The organism is Ruegeria sp. CDSA077 (genome assembly GCF_059612265.1).
The window spans coordinates 186,078-200,983 of sequence record NZ_JBXWQG010000003.1; the positions used below are offsets into that span (position 1 = coordinate 186,078).

Genomic DNA, 14,906 nt, shown 5'->3' on the forward strand with positions numbered 1-14,906 from the left:
AATTACCTAATCCGATTTTCCCCGATAGGGCTTGAAATCAAGGGGCAAATTGCGGCGCTCTTTATGTGCGACCGGATCTAAAGGAGGTTGATTTGGAACGTGTGGCGACCCTCTGGATCGGTAAGCGCTTTAGCTTTTTGGAACATCTGTGCCTGAAGTCCTTCGCCGATGTCGACCAGAAGCCAATCGTCTATCACTATGGCGATCTTGAAGACATTCCGGATTATATCGAGCCGCGCGATGCCCGCGAAATTTATGATACTCCCGAGATCTACCGCGATCCGATAACCCGATCCGTGGCCGTTCATGCAGATCTTTTCCGTCTGCAGTTGATGCAAAAAACCGACTATATCTGGGCCGATGCGGATGCTTATGCGGTCCGGCCATTCGAGACAAAGAACGGGTATCTTTTTCCGAATGCGAACCGCAAGAAACAACGGATCATGAACGGTGTACTTGCGTTGCCCAGCGACAGTCCGGGGCTGCAGGCCATGTGCAAATATGCTTTTGACAGCGATCTGGTGCCGCCATGGTGGACACAAGAGCATAAGGAAACCTACCGCCAGATGTTCAACGGGTCGACCTATTGGAGCCTGCCAATTTTCAGCTTTGGTCCGCCCATGCTGTTTCACTTTCTTTATGGCACACCAGAGCATGAGATGGCTGTGCACAGGTCGGTCCTCTATCCTATCCCATTGCGATATCGCGGCCTTTGGAATGATCCCGACCTTTCCAAATTGGATTTTCTGAAGTGGGACCAACAGATGTCTGTCCATTTTTTTGGATCCTGGTTCCGAAAGATCTTTCTTGGCCGCCAAATCAACTCTGGTTCACTGGTCGATACGCTGTTGCGCAAACACGGAATAGATCCGTCCGAACACCCGCTTTGACGATTTTCGTCGGACGGCCCGTCACTGCGTTGCCCATTTATTTCCATTGGGATAAGTCTGTCCCGACCTGAACGGACCAAACGACCATGACCCGAATTTCGCACATCGAACTGGATGATAGAAACTTGCCCCCGCCGACTCCCGAGATCGAGCAGGAGCGCAAGGTGGCAATCTATGATCTGCTTGAGGATAACGCTTTCGCGCTGCCCAAACGCGATGATCGTGTGGTTCCGGAAGGGCCGTATCATGTGCAGCTCTCGATCCGTGACAAGCGATTGGTCTTCGACATTGCCACCGAAGCCGAAGAAAAAGCGGCCGAGTTCCATCTGTCCCTTGGACCATTCAGGCAGGTGGTCAAGGACTACTTCCAGATCTGTGAAAGCTATTTCGACGCCGTAAAGACTTTGCCGCCCAGCCAGATCGAAACCATCGACATGGCCCGGCGCGGTATCCACAACGAAGGCAGTCGGGTGTTGCAGGAACGTCTGGAAGGCAAGGCCGAAGTTGATTCAGACACAGCCCGTCGCCTGTTTACGTTGATCTGCGTATTGCATTTCGGGGGGTGACGGGTGACGTCTCTGCCGCAGTCCATCTTGTTCTGTTGCGACCACAATTCGGTCCGATCTCCGATGGCCGAAGGCATCATGAAGAAGTTTTATGGCACCGGCACCTATGTGCAATCCGCCGGGGTGCACAACGATCTTGAGATCGATGGCTTTTGCATTTCGGTCTGTCATGAAATCGACGTCGAGCTTTCACGTCACCGGTCCCGGTCGTTTGATGAAATGCAGGAATGGGGCGACGACCTCAGCTCGTTCGATCTGATTGTAGCGCTGTCGCCGGCCAGCCAGCGCCGTGCGCTGGATTTGACGCGGGTTTTTCATCTGGATGTCGATTATTGGCCAATAATGGACCCTACCGGGCTGGGCGAAAGCCGCGAGGAAAAGTTACATCACTACCGACAGACCCGCGATCAGATCATTCAGCATCTGAAGGACCGCTGGGGCGAACCAACGGAGTGACCATGAACGAAACCGTCAAAACCTATTTCGAAGCCTTCAACGCCGGGGACGTAACCGGCATGCTGGCCTGTTTGTCCGACGACGTGGCCCATCATGTGAACGAAGGGCAGATACGAGTGGGCAAAGAGAAATTCGCAGCTTTTTGTGACCACATGAACCGCTGCTATCGCGAGAACCTCACCGATATCGTTGTGTTCGCGGCCGATGGCGGTACCCGTGCCGCCGCTGAATTCATCGTGAACGGCACCTATCTTGAGACGGATGAAGGCCTGCCCAAAGCACACGGGCAGACCTACCGCCTACCAGCCGGGTCGTTCTTTGACCTGAAGGATGGCAAGATCACGCGGGTCACCACCTTTTACAACCTGGCCGACTGGACCAAGCAGGTCTCGAATGGCTGAGGTCACAGGCGTTCGCGCCTTGACCGGGGCGGCGCTTGAGGCAGCTCTGGATGATGTCGCTCGCTTGCGGATCGAGGTGTTTCGGGCATGGCCGTATCTTTATGACGGCGATCTGGAATACGAGCGGAAATACCTGCAATCCTACCGTGACAGCGACAGATCCATCGTTGTTGGTGCCTTTGACGGGGATCGTCTGATCGGCGCATCGACCGGCGCCCCGCTAGTCGACCATGCCGCCGATTTCGCGGCGGCCTTCGATGGCTCTGGGCTGGACTTGTCCCAGATCTTCTACTGCGCCGAATCCGTCTTGCTGCCCAACTATCGCGGGCAGAGCGTGGGGCATAGGTTCTTTGACCTGCGCGAAGCCCATGCGCGCAACTTTGGCTTCACCAAATGCGCCTTTTGCGGTGTGCAACGCACGACCGATCACCCGATGCGGCCTGATACCTACCGCCCGCTGGATGCTTTTTGGAGCGCGCGGAAGTATGAGCCGTTGCCTGGCGCTGTTGCGCAGTTTTCGTGGAGGGATATCGGCGAAGAAGGCGAGACGCTGAAGCCGTTGCAGTTTTGGATCAGGGATATCACGGCTTAGATTTTATGGCTGACGTTTGCGCCCAAGAAGGCCGTATTTTACGGCCCAAGCCCTGATTGACCGGCGTTTCCGCCTTTGCTGTCTCGGAGTTGATTTTGATAGCGCTCCACCCGTTCGGTTGAATTCGTACACGTCGATAATCCGTTCGGCGCAACCGCAGGCTTCTCCCATGCCAACCTTTGTGTAATAGAACTTTTCGAAACTTTCCCGGTTTTGCATCGCAACTCTCCTAATCTTATTTAGCCATTTCAGGCTTGAGATGCCAACTCACAATCCCTTGCAGGGCCGGTATATGCGCATATGTGCCTGTACTTTTCAGGGCGCCCTCAACTAGTGTTCGCCAAACCAGCGCAATGAAAGTTACTCCATGAAAGCTGCCACCGCCGCCTATAACCTCGACTGGCTCGAAAACTGGGCGCAGTATGAAGATAAGCTGGCCCGCTGGGTCTCGGATGCCGCAGGGCAGGGGGCAGATTTTCTCGTTTTCCCCGAGTATGGCGCGATGGAATTGTCGACTTTGGACGGGGCCGAAGTAGCGGGTGATCTGGAACGCTCGATCCGTGCTGTTTCAGATCGGATGGGGGACGTGCAGGCCCTGCATTCGCGTCTGGCTCGAGAACATGAGACCTACATCCTGGGCGCATCCGCTCCGGTGATTGACGGTTCAGGCCGTCCGGTAAACCGGGCTGTGCTCTACGCTCCGAACGGGACGTTTGACCATCAGGACAAACAGATTATGACCCGCTTTGAACGCGAAGACTGGGATATCGCGCCGGGCGGACCACTGAAATTGTTTGATACCCCACTTGGAAAAATCGGAATCCTGATCTGCTATGACAGTGAATTCCCCCTGCTGGGCAGAGCCCTAAGTGAGGCGGATTTAATCCTAGTTCCCTCATGCACCGAGGCGTTGGCAGGATACTGGCGTGTCCGCATCGGGGCTATGTCGCGTGCGCTGGAAAACCAATGTGTTACAGTCATGGCGTCTCTGGTGGGCAAAAACGAATGGTCCGATGCGGTGGATATGAATACAGGAACGGGCGGTATTTTTGGTCCACCTGACAAGGGTTTTCCCGCGACCGGAGTGTTAGCAGAGGGTGCGCTGAACCAACCTGGCTGGACCTATGCCGACGTCGACTTGACTACGATCGCCAATGTGCGCCGGGATGGCCATGTGTTGAACCGCGCCCATTGGGACGAGCAGTGCGGTCGAGTCGAAACAGTCACAATATCCTCTCTTTAGGTGAATACGCCCTTGAAATAAGCCCCAAATAGGCTCATTTAGGCGCACATCCCCGTAGATTCTGCGGGTGCAACGTAATTATGGAGACAACATGGCCAAGGAAGATACGCTCGAATTTCCCGGTGTCGTGAAGGAACTCCTGCCTAATGCGACGTTTCGGGTCGAGCTGGAAAACGGCCATGAGATCATCGCACATACGGCAGGCAAGATGCGCAAAAACCGCATCCGTGTTCTGGCTGGCGACAAAGTTCAAGTCGAGATGACCCCCTACGATCTGACCAAAGGTCGGATCAACTATCGCTTTAAGTAACGCCCGACACATGGCGTTTATTCTCGGATCGGGCAGTCCAAGGCGGCTGGACCTGCTGGCGCAGCTTGGTGTGCAGCCCGACGCCATCCGCGCCCCGGACATTGACGAAACGCCTTTGAAAGGTGAGCTGCCGGTGCCCTACTGCCACCGGATCACACGCGCCAAGGTGCAAGCTGTTCCCGCCGAAAGCGATGATGTCACACTTTGTGCGGACACCACGGTCGCGCTGGGTCGGCGCATCTTGGGAAAGCCTGAAGATGCAGGTCAGGCGGCCGAGTTTCTGCACGCTCTGTCTGGACGGCGGCACCGGGTGATTACCTCGGTTGCGGTTCGGCGCGGAGACCGCATATCGCAACGCGATGTGGTGTCTCAGGTCAAGGTCAAGCGCCTGTCGGATGTTGAGATCAATGCCTATCTGGCAACGGGTGACTGGCAAGGCAAAGCCGGTGCATATGCAATCCAGGGGCCTGCAGGGGCGTTCATCCCATGGATTTCCGGTTCATTTACCGGCATCGTGGGACTACCATTATCCGAGACTGCCGCTTTGCTGCAGGGCATCGGCTATCCTTTGTATCGCGAGGCACCATGAAGGGGCGTACCATCGTTTTAGACCACATCAACAACCGCGAGGCAGCGGCGTTGATGGTGGACGGAAAGCTTGACGATTTCCTGATTGCTTCCGAAGCCCCGGCACCCGGTACTATCTACCGGGCGCGGGCGGATCGCCCGATCAAGGGGCAGGGCGGGATGTTTCTGGTCACGCCAGACGGCCAGGCCTTTTTGCGGCAGGTCAAAGGATTAGCCCCCGGAGAGCTCAAGCTGGTCCAGGTGACCGGTTTTGTCGAACCCGGAAAGGCGCTGCCGGTGACGGATCGCGTGTTGTTTAAAAGCCGCTTTGCGATTGTCACACCGGACGCGCCCGGCCTGAATATCTCGCGCAGCATCCGGGATGACGATGAACGCGACCGCTTGCTGGAAATTGCACATGAGGCGATGGCGGGCAGCGAACACGGGTTGATCCTGCGGTCCTGCTGTCAGGGCGAGAACGCCGAAGAGATTGCTGAAGATATCGGCGTCATGCTGGCTCATGCCGATGCTGTGATGAACGATCCCGGTACCGAGCCTGAGGTTCTGCTCGCAGGTGATGGGCCGCATGTTTTGGCCTGGCGCGACTGGACCGACCCGGCCGAGGTCGTCACCGAGCCCGGCGCCTTTGAGGCGCATGGTGTCCTGGATGCATTGGATCAGGCGGGCGGAATATCAGAACCATTGGCCGGGGGCGGACACATCTATATCCAGCCCACCCGCGCCCTGGTGGCCGTAGATGTAAACACGGGTTCAGACATCTCGATGGCCGCCGGAACCAAGGCCAATTTCGCCTGCGCAAAAGCACTGCCACGTGCATTGCGTGTCCGTGGGTTGGGGGGGCAGATCACGCTCGACCTCGCTCCAATGCCCAAGAAAGACCGGCGCGGTTTCGAAGCCACTTTGCGATCTGCATTCAAGTCTGATCCGATCGAGACGATTCTGGCAGGATGGACCCCGTTGGGTCACTATGAGTTGCAACGCAAACGCGGCCGGATTTCCCTTGCGGAGGTGCTGAAATGAGCTGTCCGATCTGTCACGAACCAACGGTGTCTCAATTCCGTCCTTTTTGTTCGAAACGCTGTGCAGACATTGATTTGGCCAAGTGGCTGAACGGGTCTTACGCGGTTCCTTCGCAGCGTGAAGAAGACGTTGAACAGGATGTTTCTTCAACTGAAACTGAGATGCCGCGCCCACATTGAAAAAATGTAAAAAAGCCTCTGGACACTGCCAGTAGCAAGTCATAGAACGCCTCCACCCAACGGCAAAAGCCGTATCCGTGCCCGGGTAGCTCAGGGGTAGAGCAGTGGATTGAAAATCCTCGTGTCGGTGGTTCGATTCCGCCCCCGGGCACCATTTAGCTAAGATAAATGATTTAATATCAAGGCTTTGATCTGATATCTGCTTTGTGTATCTACCATTACATCCATCAGTGTGTTTTGCATTGCCCGAAGCTGTGTGCCGAGACAACCGCTTGGTGAAAAGTACGAATACAAAGAACTGATTTAGCAGCGCGGCGGCTTTCGGACAATTTGGCACGATTTCCCGGAAAAAATCAAAGTGACTTCTGAGCCCAATACATGGCGCGACGCGGCTATTTGTAGAAATATTCCCAGCCGCGATCTTCATGCAAACCGAAGCGGGCATTGAGCAGGTGGCCACTGAGCCGACATTCGCCGCGATTGCAGCAACTGTCATTGCTAAGGGCGGCTTTGCGCAGAAAGCTGACTTTGCAAAGTTGCCGTTCAATGTTTCGCTTGCCTAATTTGACCGGCCCAGATGGTCGGAGGCTCTTCGTGGAAGTGCGGCGCTTTAGATTGTTGGCCTATTTGAAGTAAATTTGGGTACGGAGCATTGTTGGGCTACATCAGCCAACGTAAGCGCCAGGGATTAAAGGCAATACGAAATCCAATTATCCAGATGACAATTGACGAACTATTGGTCGATTAATCTCATTACCCGAGCAAACCCTACCCAGCGAGCTTCAGCGCTGCTTTCGTTTGACCGAGATAATGCATCCGGAATGCTTCGGGTGCCGTGCTGGTACATCACGAGCCATCGCATCCACGTTCCCGAGATGCCGCAGTGCTCCGCTGTTCAGCAACACGCCTCGCCCAGCATCATACCGGCGCTGTCCAAATCCGCTGGCAACGCATTCCCAGTTTTCCTTGGCCGCCGCGCTGCGGAACCTCGGCAGGTCGTGCGGGTCATGCCGTCCAGGTGTTGCTGCGACGTGATCGTGTTTCTTTGAATTACTTTGGTGGGTTAAATGGTGGGTCACTTGTGTTGTGCCAGGTTGCTGAACAGTACCGGTTGTCGGCCTCGGCTTTGGGCGCATGATTGTCACGACGCCTTGTGGCTTCGGATGTCCTGGGACGGCCACGTGAGTTGCCGTAGGTTTTGGTGTCAACTGTGGAACCTGGCCAGGAACCGCCGTGGGAACTTGATTGGGGGTTGCGGTTGGGACAAGCGGTGGCGTCGCTGTAGTGCCGCTGGGTTGCGGAACACGGCCTGGCACTGCGACTGGTATTTGGTTGGGTGTCGCTGTTGGCACAAGGGGCGGCACAGCCGTCGGGCCAGTAACTTGAGGCGGAACCTGGCCAGGGATAGCTATCGGAACTTGATTGGGAGTTGCAGTCGGAACTTGCGGCGGCACCGCGGTAGGACCGGTAGCCAATGAGGGAACCTGATTTGGAACAGCTGTCGGAACCCGGTTTGGTGTCGCGTTTGGTGTCAAAGGCGGAACTAGGGTCGGCGCTAGGACCGGCGTGGGAACCTGACCTGGAACCGCTATTGGTGTCGCAATAGGAACCTGACCGGGAATTGCGTTCGGGACCGCGCCCGGCGCAAGGACTGGAACAGTAACTGATGTGGGCGTTTGCTGCGTTCCTTTAGGCGGCAACTGATTTGCCACCGGCTGCGTTGGGCCGGTAATTTGATTGCCTACCCCTTGCCCACCGGCCTGCCCACATCCTTGGCTCGACTGGTGCGGATTCCCTACGCCACGGCACCACCCAAAATGATTTCCCTGCGCGACGACCTGCGTAGCGGCCAGCTCTGCGACCAAACAAGCTGCGGTAAGTAAAACAATGCAGTTCCGTTTCATAACATCCTCACCAACTTGTTGTCAGAGCAAGATACGCGCCAGGATCTCCTGAGTCGGTCAAAGGGCCGTCTCTCAAAGGGACACCGACATATCCGGACAGGAATAGGTTTTGCTTAAACTCAATGTCCAAACCCAGACCTGTCGATGCCAGTGTAGCATTATCAACTTCAAAACTCGCTGGGTCATTGTTCGAGATGTAACCCACGTCGAAAAAGACAAAAGGCGTTAAGCGATGAATGCTTTGGGAACTTGGAAAGTAGGAGTGAGACACTTCGAAAATCGCGGAAATCCCGGAATCACCGTCTACTTCGTCGAACCGATACCCGCGCAATGCATAGCGATCACCAAGGAAGTACTCCTCGACCGAGGGCAACCGGTCGGTTGTGAACTGGCCCCAGATCTCGGTGCGCCAAGCTGTGTTGGGTGACAAGCTCGTAAGTGGGCTTTCGTATCCGATGCCGCCCCGCAGATGCCAGAACGAAGAGTCTCCGTCGTCAAAATTCGCGTCTGTCGTGTCGTTGTTATTGTCACCAAAAGATAAGGTTAGCCCCGCTTCCAGAGCTTGTCCTTTTGGATAGTTTTGCCCGTAAAGATACGTAAGACCAACAACGCTCGCGTCACTGGACAATGGAACGCCGCCACTGACTGAGTCCGCTTTTGAAAGGCGATAATCCAGCAGAAAATATCCATAACGGGCCACATCGCGGATCACGGGATAACCCATCGCGACGGTGAAGTTCTCGCCGTCAATATCCGTTCTTGCAAAATCCCCCGAGAGGTCACGTTTTGCGTTAATGTTTCCGTAGAAAATCTCACCGTAGAGACCATTGCTGTTCAGCGGCGTGCGATAGGTAACAGCGCCCCACAAAGAGTGTTCGTCGTCTTTGTCCCAATTGTAATTGCCTGATCCCTCAAAGCGCAGTAAATCCCCGACGGTCAGCGTCGAATAAAACTCTTGTACGACATAGAAGCTGAGCGCTTCTCCAAGCTCACGCGGAGGGTTGTCGAGTGTCGCACTCCCGGCTTGTTTGCGCAGAGGCTCTCCCAATACTCTCAGCCTAGCACCTGCCTGATCCGGATAATCAAGTTCGGTCGACAATTCCAAATCAGGTATGTCCTCGGCCAACATAACCGCCCGCTCAAATTGTTTGAGAGTTATTGGATATGCGGTGGTGAGGGGGCGAAAGATTTTTTCCAAGGTTTGGAACGTGCGCGTATCTACACCTTCAATTTCGATGGTTTGAATACGCCCTTCATCAACAACAATGCTCTGCCCATCGGGGCCAGGCCAGGCCTCAGCCAAAAAATAGCCGTCTTCTCGGTAGATCTGCGTGATCGTTGATGCGACCTCCACCGCTGTGATGCGCCCTGACCGATCAAAGGCCAACTGACCGGCAAAAGTTAACAGCTCATCTGAATCATACACCGTTACGCCGCTGACAGAGTGCTGTGATGCTATGTCCCAAGTTTGTGCAATGCTGTATTTTGGAACTGAAACAATGGCCACAAAAGTGCAAATGATCGCAATTACAACCGAGTTGGTTACGGGCATTTTCTACAACCTTAGCATGATTGAGCATGTTAAAACCCAATCCTATTACGAGGTTTGAATGTCTAAGCTTGCCGTTATTCAAATTTGATCACGACTGGTGCTTTCGAGATACACAGCGAACAGACTACAATGCGCCTTCGTCGCCAAGGAACTCGATACCAGCTGTCGCGCCATCACTGTAGGCAATGCAATTCCACGGAGCGCGATCCTCACCAACGCCTACAGTGACTTGTGTCCCCGCCTCGCTAAACGCGGATGAGAGCACCACGACTTGCGAATTGTTTGTCGTGTTGGCTACATCCCGTAAACATGCCTGCTGAGCGGGCGTGAGCTCGGCGGACGCGCTTGACGTACTCGTGTCGTCGCAGGCTGTAAGCAATGCGAAACATGTCGCGCCTGCAATCATCACCTTCTTGTTAGTCATTTTCTTCTCCCTCTGGTTCCTTTGAAATTTGTGAAATTGGATGCGCATGTTTGAAGCTTTTGCGTCTGTGCAGCCAACAGAACACACCTCGATCCTTTGACTACCTTTCCCAAAAACTTGCCGCGGGGGGCTTGTGGGACAGAACGACATTACGTTGACTACCGAGACCGCCAACAACGCGTGATGGCCGTATGACGTCACTGGCAAAAGCTAGAGCGAACTTGGGAGAGAGGGCGAGTACGTTAAGTCTGAGCATCGTGTTCTCCCAAGCCAGATTATTGTGAAGTGCCTTCCGACCGCCGGCACTCACTCCAGCAGTCGGAAGGGCCCGGTAGATCGGGCGACTGCGACAACAACGGAGGTAAAAAAGTTGTGCCGAATTCGTATGTTTGAATATATTTTTTTCATAAATCAACATTTTTTCCGCGCGTAAACTTCTTTACGCTCTCGAACGATAGGCTTCTGCTTTCAAACAAAAAGGTAAGTGGGAGTACCCAGAGGGGAGAGTGTATTCTCCTGAGCGGCGAAATGTTTTGAAGCCGCGCAGAAACTGAGAAAGGAATGAAAGATGGGGTTCGGTGAAGCAGTTAAAACGTGTTTCTCGAAATACTTCCAGTTCTCCGGGCGGGCTATACGCTCAGAATACTGGTGGTTCTTCTTGTTTGTGGTTCTCGTGAGTGCGGTTTTAGCCGGGTTGGATTCGATCCTGTTTGGGACAAACCCCGAAACAGGCCAAGGATCTCGGGTTCTGTCCTCTGTTTTTCAACTGGCCGTTCTCATACCTATGCTGGCCGCCGGTTGGCGGAGGCTGCATGATACAGGACGACCTGGTTGGTTCTTGCTGCTGCCGATGGCGCTCAGCATTACAACGCTTTTTGTTATGCTGGGTGGGGTGGCGTTCTTTTCGGTATTGGAGCAAGGGACCGAAAACCCCGATGCATTGCGAGGACCCGCCGCAGTCCTGGGTTTGACCGGTATTGTTGTTGTCTCAATTCTGCAATTCGTTCTGTCCATTCTGATGATCTGGTGGCTGACACGACCTTCCCAAGAAGGCGCAAACGGATACGGCGCACCTGTTTCCTGACCTTGTTGTCCGGGCAACAGGTCGGAATCTTTGCTGAATGAAAGTGCAAACCGCAACACCATGGAGAGAGAAAATGAGTTTCAGACCGATTTCCATTGGAACGCTAATGATGGCAATGGCGACCACAGCATCGGCGGAGTGGTCGTTCAGTTCCGGGCCTAATCCCAATGCATTTATTCAGACCGGAAACATGACGCTGGAGCTTCAGTGTACCCGTATCCGCTTTGCTCCAGCTGGATATGAGGACAGCCAGGACATTGCGGAGAAGCAAGGGCTTTCCATTCGTTTTTTGAAGAACGGCACCACCGAGGTTGGGGCATTTCAGGTTGGAGCTGAAAACGCTGCTTTGCAGATCGTTGACAATTATCCCGTCGAGATCAGTTTCAATAGTCAGCAGGACTATGGTTTTGTACTGGACCAGCTTGCGGCCAATGCATCGGTTAATTTGTCGAAGATTGATCAAGATGTCAGCTATGGAATCTTCGCCTTAAAAGGTTCCAGCGCGGCAATTCGGTCCCTTCGTTCTGAATGCGCTTCGGATGCCAGCCAGGGAGCCTCCTACGAAGCTCCCGAAGGCATCGTCTATTGTGGAGGCGGAGCGATAAAACGCGTGATCGAACCCATGATTTTGGAAAACCCGGAGGGGGAGTGGGACGCGCGAGTGGCAGTTAACGGCGAGTCGATCAGAGCCATGACGTCCTACAGTTACTTCGGAAACTCTGAGCCACCGGCCGGATTTGTCGTCGCCATGCTTGGGGAAGACAGGTCCGAATTTCTGATTTTTAGCGAAGGCTCGGCAAACTGGCTGGAGTACGGGGACTACAGGTATGATCAGTGCAATTGATGCCAGCCTCCAACCAGCTTCCCAAATAGTGCACCAGTTGAAAGGTTTGGTTTCCGCGATTGTGCTTGCTTCGGGCCTTGTTTGGACCTCACCAGCTGTCGCGGCTGATGTTTCGCAACTTCCGCCCGGTTTTGCGGGCCCGTGAGGCAGTATTGTCGAAGTCGATTATTATAAATGGGTAACCGTTGATGACCCGCGAAGGTATGGGGAGTCAGTGGCACTTCGACGATCTTGACGTCTACTACCAGAACTGTGTGACAGGCGGACCTGGTTCATTCGTAATCCCGGTGCTTGACTAGCAGGGCTTTGCGGAGGCCGTACGACGAAAACTGGTACTGGAAATTGGGTCAGCGCCAACAATAGGAGAGGTTATGAAGGCACAACTGACCTCACCCTCAGACTGCCTGATTGGCGAGAAGATCTGGGAACGGAACCAACATATCTGGAGCGAACCCTAGAATCGGCCTTTGCATCCATCACCCGCGGCTCGATACAAAAAAGCCAGCAGCAATATTCTAAGGGAAACTAGTATTCCGCGCTTCCAATGGAACCGCACAAATGATGGTGAATCTTCGACACGGTGTGAGCAGACAAACTTATTGACATCGATTTGCACGAACCGAGCGAAATTTGCACGCTTATGGTTAATTCGCAATAAGAGAATATCATGGCTGGGGTGGTAGGATTCGAACCTACGATACACAGTACCAAAAACTGCTGCCTTACCACTTGGCTACACCCCAACGGTGAGGCGCTATCTACGATTGTTGTTGGTAGGGTTCAAGAGCTTTCAGGCAAAAAATTAGGCCAGTTATAAAAAAAATTCAGAGCATCTTTCACGGGTCATGTTAGCAGCACCTCTTCCTGCCCGAAGGTGTTGAACATGGTTTGACGGCAACGGCTGTGAATTGGCTCTTCCGCCACTGAAGCATGACTCTGCGGATAGATGTTGAACGGCTGGGCCGGGCGAGGATTCGTCTGGCAGGCGGACAGGAAGCAGGTTTTCGATTGGTTTAACGAGGGCGAGTGGCAGTCGCGAATGTGGTCTTTCTGGCGCTGCACCCCTTTGTTGCACCTCCTGCTTACGTAGGGCGGCCCAATGCCGAAGCAGATAACAAGAATAAGCAAGTTCGAGAGTGGCGGATCGGGAACTTCATTGCCGGTTGCTCTGAGATCAGCGCTACTCGCGAATCTCTGAGGGGTCGACGCCCCAAAGGTTGGATTTTAGGGCCCAGCCACGATAGCCACCTGCAGAGATGCGACACCACTCGATCGTGCAGGTTCCAAGCCGCGCGACAACGCCGGTTTCAAACCGCGCACTGACCTGCGAGTTTGGGTCCGGGTTGGAATAGACCGGCAGCAAGTCGGATTCGATCAGTACTGTCCGCACGCCAGACAACAAGGCGTAATGGACCCAACCGCCTGCGCCATCGCGGTCCTGAACCTTTCTCCAGTTGCCATATTCCGCCGTCACCTGCAAAGGCATCCCACGCCGTTTGAACACCCAGTCGATTCGATGCGACAGGGATGGTCCTCTGCGCACGTTTCCCTCGGCCGCTTTCATGGAAACATACCGTGGCAAAGGCAGATTCGTGACCTGGCCGCGCTTATCCTGTGCGCTGGCCACCAAGGGACCAAGCACAAGCATAATTACTGAAAAAAGCGCCAGAATCCGGCGATTTACTGGTAGGAGAACACTCACTGACAGTCTGCTCTTATGCCTGTTAATTTTGCTTCGAAAAAAGGTTGGATCAATGCCCAGGGGTTCTTGTGCCCCGCCTTATCCTGCGCCACGATGCCATGACGCGCGAAAGTTTGCAAAGCAGTGGGAGTACACAGGTGCCTAGAGAACGTCTGAGTGTTGTCGTTACGCGACGGTTGCCCGAGGCTGTTGAAACCCGATTGAGCGAGCTGTTCGATGTCCGGTTGCGTGCGGACGACGCACCCATGACCCGAGAAGAGCTTGTAGCGGCCGTACAAGAAGCGGATGTTCTTGTACCAACGGTTACAGACTCGATTGATGGCGGGTTGCTGGGGCAGGCGGGTGAAAGGCTGCGACTGATCGCCAACTATGGGGCCGGGGTTGACAATATCGATGTCGCAACCGCCCGTCAGCGCGGCATCCTTGTGTCGAATACGCCCGGTGTGCTGACCGACGATACTGCGGATATGACCATGGCGCTGATATTGGCCGTGACCCGCCGCATCCCCGAGGGGCTGTCCGTCATGCAAAAGGGGGACTGGCAAGGATGGTCACCCAACGCGTTGCTGGGTGGGCGGATCGGTGGGCGGCGTCTTGGCATTTTGGGGATGGGCCGGATTGGTCAGGCGGTTGCCCGTCGTGCCAGTGCCTTCGGAATGCAGATACATTACCACAACCGTCGTAGGTTGAGGCCGGAGACAGAGCAAGAGCTTGAGGCGACCTATTGGGAAAGCCTTGATCAGATGGTCGCGCGGATGGATGTGATCTCGGTAAACTGCCCGTCTACGCCTTCGACTTTCCACCTGATGAATGCCCGGCGGCTAAAGCTGATGAAGCCCAGTGCAGTGCTCGTCAATACGTCACGTGGCGAAGTGGTCGATGAAAACGCGCTAACCCGCCAAATCCGGTCAGGCGATATCGCAGGTGCAGGTCTTGACGTTTACGAACACGGAACGAAGGTGAACCCTCGCCTACGGCAGTTGCCGAACGTGGTTCTGTTGCCGCATATGGGATCTGCCACGCTTGAGGGGCGGATCGAAATGGGCGAGAAAGTTATCATAAATATCAAGACATTCGAAGACGGCCACCGACCACCGGACCAGGTTGTTCCGTCCATGTTATAGTACGCGGCTTGGTGACCGGACGATACA

At 54.5% G+C, this 14,906-nt stretch carries 18 protein-coding genes and 2 tRNA genes; 15 read left to right on the plus strand and 5 right to left on the minus strand.

Features of this window, described 5'->3' with window-relative positions:
* Positions 1–92: 92 nt before the first annotated feature.
* The 12 genes from AC2FLE_RS10165 (at position 93) to AC2FLE_RS10220 (ending at position 6,808) form a co-directional block, all read left to right on the plus strand.
* Positions 93–890, plus strand: coding sequence for a hypothetical protein (locus AC2FLE_RS10165; RefSeq protein ID WP_496696804.1), 798 nt, complete (start codon positions 93–95; stop codon positions 888–890).
* An 86-nt stretch (positions 891–976) separates the two neighbouring features.
* Positions 977–1,456, plus strand: a complete 480-nt coding sequence (locus tag AC2FLE_RS10170; RefSeq protein WP_142639020.1) for a UPF0262 family protein — start codon at positions 977–979, stop codon at positions 1,454–1,456.
* A 3-nt stretch (positions 1,457–1,459) separates the two neighbouring features.
* A complete protein-coding gene (locus tag AC2FLE_RS10175; protein ID WP_142639018.1) occupies positions 1,460–1,912 on the plus strand; it encodes an arsenate-mycothiol transferase ArsC in 453 nt (150 codons plus the stop codon).
* Between the two features lie 2 nt (positions 1,913–1,914).
* A complete protein-coding gene (locus AC2FLE_RS10180) occupies positions 1,915–2,313 on the plus strand; it encodes a ketosteroid isomerase-related protein (protein WP_496696806.1) in 399 nt (132 codons plus the stop codon).
* Positions 2,306–2,905, plus strand: coding sequence for a GNAT family N-acetyltransferase (locus AC2FLE_RS10185; RefSeq protein WP_496696808.1), 600 nt, complete (start codon positions 2,306–2,308; stop codon positions 2,903–2,905). Before AC2FLE_RS10180 ends, AC2FLE_RS10185 begins: the two co-directional genes overlap by 8 nt.
* 367 nt (positions 2,906–3,272) lie before the next feature.
* Positions 3,273–4,148 (plus strand): carbon-nitrogen hydrolase family protein, encoded by an 876-nt coding sequence (locus tag AC2FLE_RS10190; protein WP_496696809.1) that lies wholly within the window; start codon positions 3,273–3,275, stop codon positions 4,146–4,148.
* A 91-nt stretch (positions 4,149–4,239) separates the two neighbouring features.
* Positions 4,240–4,458 carry a translation initiation factor IF-1 gene (infA, locus tag AC2FLE_RS10195; RefSeq protein WP_005978431.1) on the plus strand — a complete coding sequence of 73 codons (219 nt, stop codon included), beginning with the start codon at positions 4,240–4,242 and terminating at the stop codon, positions 4,456–4,458.
* Between the two features lie 10 nt (positions 4,459–4,468).
* Complete coding sequence (locus AC2FLE_RS10200; protein WP_496696811.1) at positions 4,469–5,047, plus strand: Maf family protein; 579 nt, start codon at positions 4,469–4,471, stop codon at positions 5,045–5,047.
* Positions 5,044–6,066 carry a ribonuclease E/G gene (locus tag AC2FLE_RS10205; RefSeq protein WP_496696813.1) on the plus strand — a complete coding sequence of 341 codons (1,023 nt, stop codon included), beginning with the start codon at positions 5,044–5,046 and terminating at the stop codon, positions 6,064–6,066. The genes AC2FLE_RS10200 and AC2FLE_RS10205 overlap by 4 nt, the downstream gene beginning before the upstream one ends.
* Positions 6,063–6,245 (plus strand): DNA gyrase inhibitor YacG, encoded by a 183-nt coding sequence (locus AC2FLE_RS10210; protein WP_281995647.1) that lies wholly within the window; start codon positions 6,063–6,065, stop codon positions 6,243–6,245. The genes AC2FLE_RS10205 and AC2FLE_RS10210 overlap by 4 nt, the downstream gene beginning before the upstream one ends.
* A gap of 79 nt (positions 6,246–6,324) precedes the next feature.
* Positions 6,325–6,399 (plus strand) — tRNA-Phe (locus tag AC2FLE_RS10215).
* A 271-nt stretch (positions 6,400–6,670) separates the two neighbouring features.
* Positions 6,671–6,808, plus strand: a complete 138-nt coding sequence (locus AC2FLE_RS10220) for a hypothetical protein (RefSeq protein WP_496696814.1) — start codon at positions 6,671–6,673, stop codon at positions 6,806–6,808.
* Between the two features lie 219 nt (positions 6,809–7,027).
* Here AC2FLE_RS10220 and AC2FLE_RS10225 read toward each other — a convergent pair whose 3' ends face one another.
* From AC2FLE_RS10225 to AC2FLE_RS10235, 3 genes are all read right to left on the minus strand, one after another.
* Entirely contained in the window at positions 7,028–7,324 is a 297-nt protein-coding gene (locus tag AC2FLE_RS10225) for a hypothetical protein (RefSeq protein ID WP_496696816.1), read from the minus strand.
* An 832-nt stretch (positions 7,325–8,156) separates the two neighbouring features.
* Complete coding sequence (locus AC2FLE_RS10230; RefSeq protein ID WP_496696818.1) at positions 8,157–9,656, minus strand: ShlB/FhaC/HecB family hemolysin secretion/activation protein; 1,500 nt, start codon at positions 9,654–9,656, stop codon at positions 8,157–8,159.
* A gap of 169 nt (positions 9,657–9,825) precedes the next feature.
* Positions 9,826–10,125 (minus strand): hypothetical protein, encoded by a 300-nt coding sequence (locus tag AC2FLE_RS10235; RefSeq protein WP_496696819.1) that lies wholly within the window; start codon positions 10,123–10,125, stop codon positions 9,826–9,828.
* A 568-nt stretch (positions 10,126–10,693) separates the two neighbouring features.
* Between AC2FLE_RS10235 and AC2FLE_RS10240 the strand changes: the two genes are divergently transcribed.
* Together AC2FLE_RS10240 and AC2FLE_RS10245 are read left to right on the plus strand one after the other, a co-directional pair.
* On the plus strand, positions 10,694–11,209 hold the full coding sequence (locus AC2FLE_RS10240; RefSeq protein WP_496696820.1) for a DUF805 domain-containing protein: 516 nt from the start codon (positions 10,694–10,696) through the stop codon (positions 11,207–11,209).
* Positions 11,210–11,282: 73 nt separating this feature from the next.
* The gene (locus tag AC2FLE_RS10245) at positions 11,283–12,053 is read left to right on the plus strand and encodes a hypothetical protein (protein ID WP_496696821.1); all 771 of its coding nucleotides are present in this window, start codon (positions 11,283–11,285) and stop codon (positions 12,051–12,053) included.
* 668 nt (positions 12,054–12,721) lie between these two features.
* Here AC2FLE_RS10245 and AC2FLE_RS10250 read toward each other — a convergent pair.
* Both AC2FLE_RS10250 and AC2FLE_RS10255 read right to left on the minus strand, forming a co-directional pair.
* Positions 12,722–12,796 (minus strand) — tRNA-Gln (locus AC2FLE_RS10250).
* A 437-nt stretch (positions 12,797–13,233) separates the two neighbouring features.
* Positions 13,234–13,701: an SH3 domain-containing protein gene (locus AC2FLE_RS10255; RefSeq protein ID WP_282022367.1), complete on the minus strand. Its 468-nt coding sequence runs from the start codon at positions 13,699–13,701 to the stop codon at positions 13,234–13,236.
* Between the two features lie 191 nt (positions 13,702–13,892).
* Here AC2FLE_RS10255 and AC2FLE_RS10260 point away from each other — a divergent pair, with 191 nt between their 5' ends.
* Positions 13,893–14,879: a 2-hydroxyacid dehydrogenase gene (locus AC2FLE_RS10260; protein ID WP_496679414.1), complete on the plus strand. Its 987-nt coding sequence runs from the start codon at positions 13,893–13,895 to the stop codon at positions 14,877–14,879.
* Positions 14,880–14,906: the final 27 nt, after the last annotated feature.

Bases quoted from the DNA above. Each gene is read 5' to 3' on its own strand.
- AC2FLE_RS10170 (WP_142639020.1), top strand. From the start codon at position 977: ATGACCCGAATTTCGCACATCGAACTGGATGATAGAAACTTGCCCCCG.
- AC2FLE_RS10180 (WP_496696806.1), top strand. From the start codon at position 1,915: ATGAACGAAACCGTCAAAACCTATTTCGAAGCCTTCAACGCCGGGGAC.
- AC2FLE_RS10185 (WP_496696808.1), top strand. From the start codon at position 2,306: ATGGCTGAGGTCACAGGCGTTCGCGCCTTGACCGGGGCGGCGCTTGAG.
- AC2FLE_RS10190 (WP_496696809.1), top strand. From the start codon at position 3,273: ATGAAAGCTGCCACCGCCGCCTATAACCTCGACTGGCTCGAAAACTGG.
- infA (WP_005978431.1), top strand. From the start codon at position 4,240: ATGGCCAAGGAAGATACGCTCGAATTTCCCGGTGTCGTGAAGGAACTC.
- AC2FLE_RS10200 (WP_496696811.1), top strand. From the start codon at position 4,469: ATGGCGTTTATTCTCGGATCGGGCAGTCCAAGGCGGCTGGACCTGCTG.
- AC2FLE_RS10205 (WP_496696813.1), top strand. From the start codon at position 5,044: ATGAAGGGGCGTACCATCGTTTTAGACCACATCAACAACCGCGAGGCA.
- AC2FLE_RS10210 (WP_281995647.1), top strand. From the start codon at position 6,063: ATGAGCTGTCCGATCTGTCACGAACCAACGGTGTCTCAATTCCGTCCT.
- AC2FLE_RS10220 (WP_496696814.1), top strand. From the start codon at position 6,671: ATGCAAACCGAAGCGGGCATTGAGCAGGTGGCCACTGAGCCGACATTC.
- AC2FLE_RS10235 (WP_496696819.1), bottom strand. From the start codon at position 10,125: ATGACTAACAAGAAGGTGATGATTGCAGGCGCGACATGTTTCGCATTG.
- AC2FLE_RS10240 (WP_496696820.1), top strand. From the start codon at position 10,694: ATGGGGTTCGGTGAAGCAGTTAAAACGTGTTTCTCGAAATACTTCCAG.
- AC2FLE_RS10245 (WP_496696821.1), top strand. From the start codon at position 11,283: ATGAGTTTCAGACCGATTTCCATTGGAACGCTAATGATGGCAATGGCG.
- AC2FLE_RS10255 (WP_282022367.1), bottom strand. From the start codon at position 13,701: ATGCTTGTGCTTGGTCCCTTGGTGGCCAGCGCACAGGATAAGCGCGGC.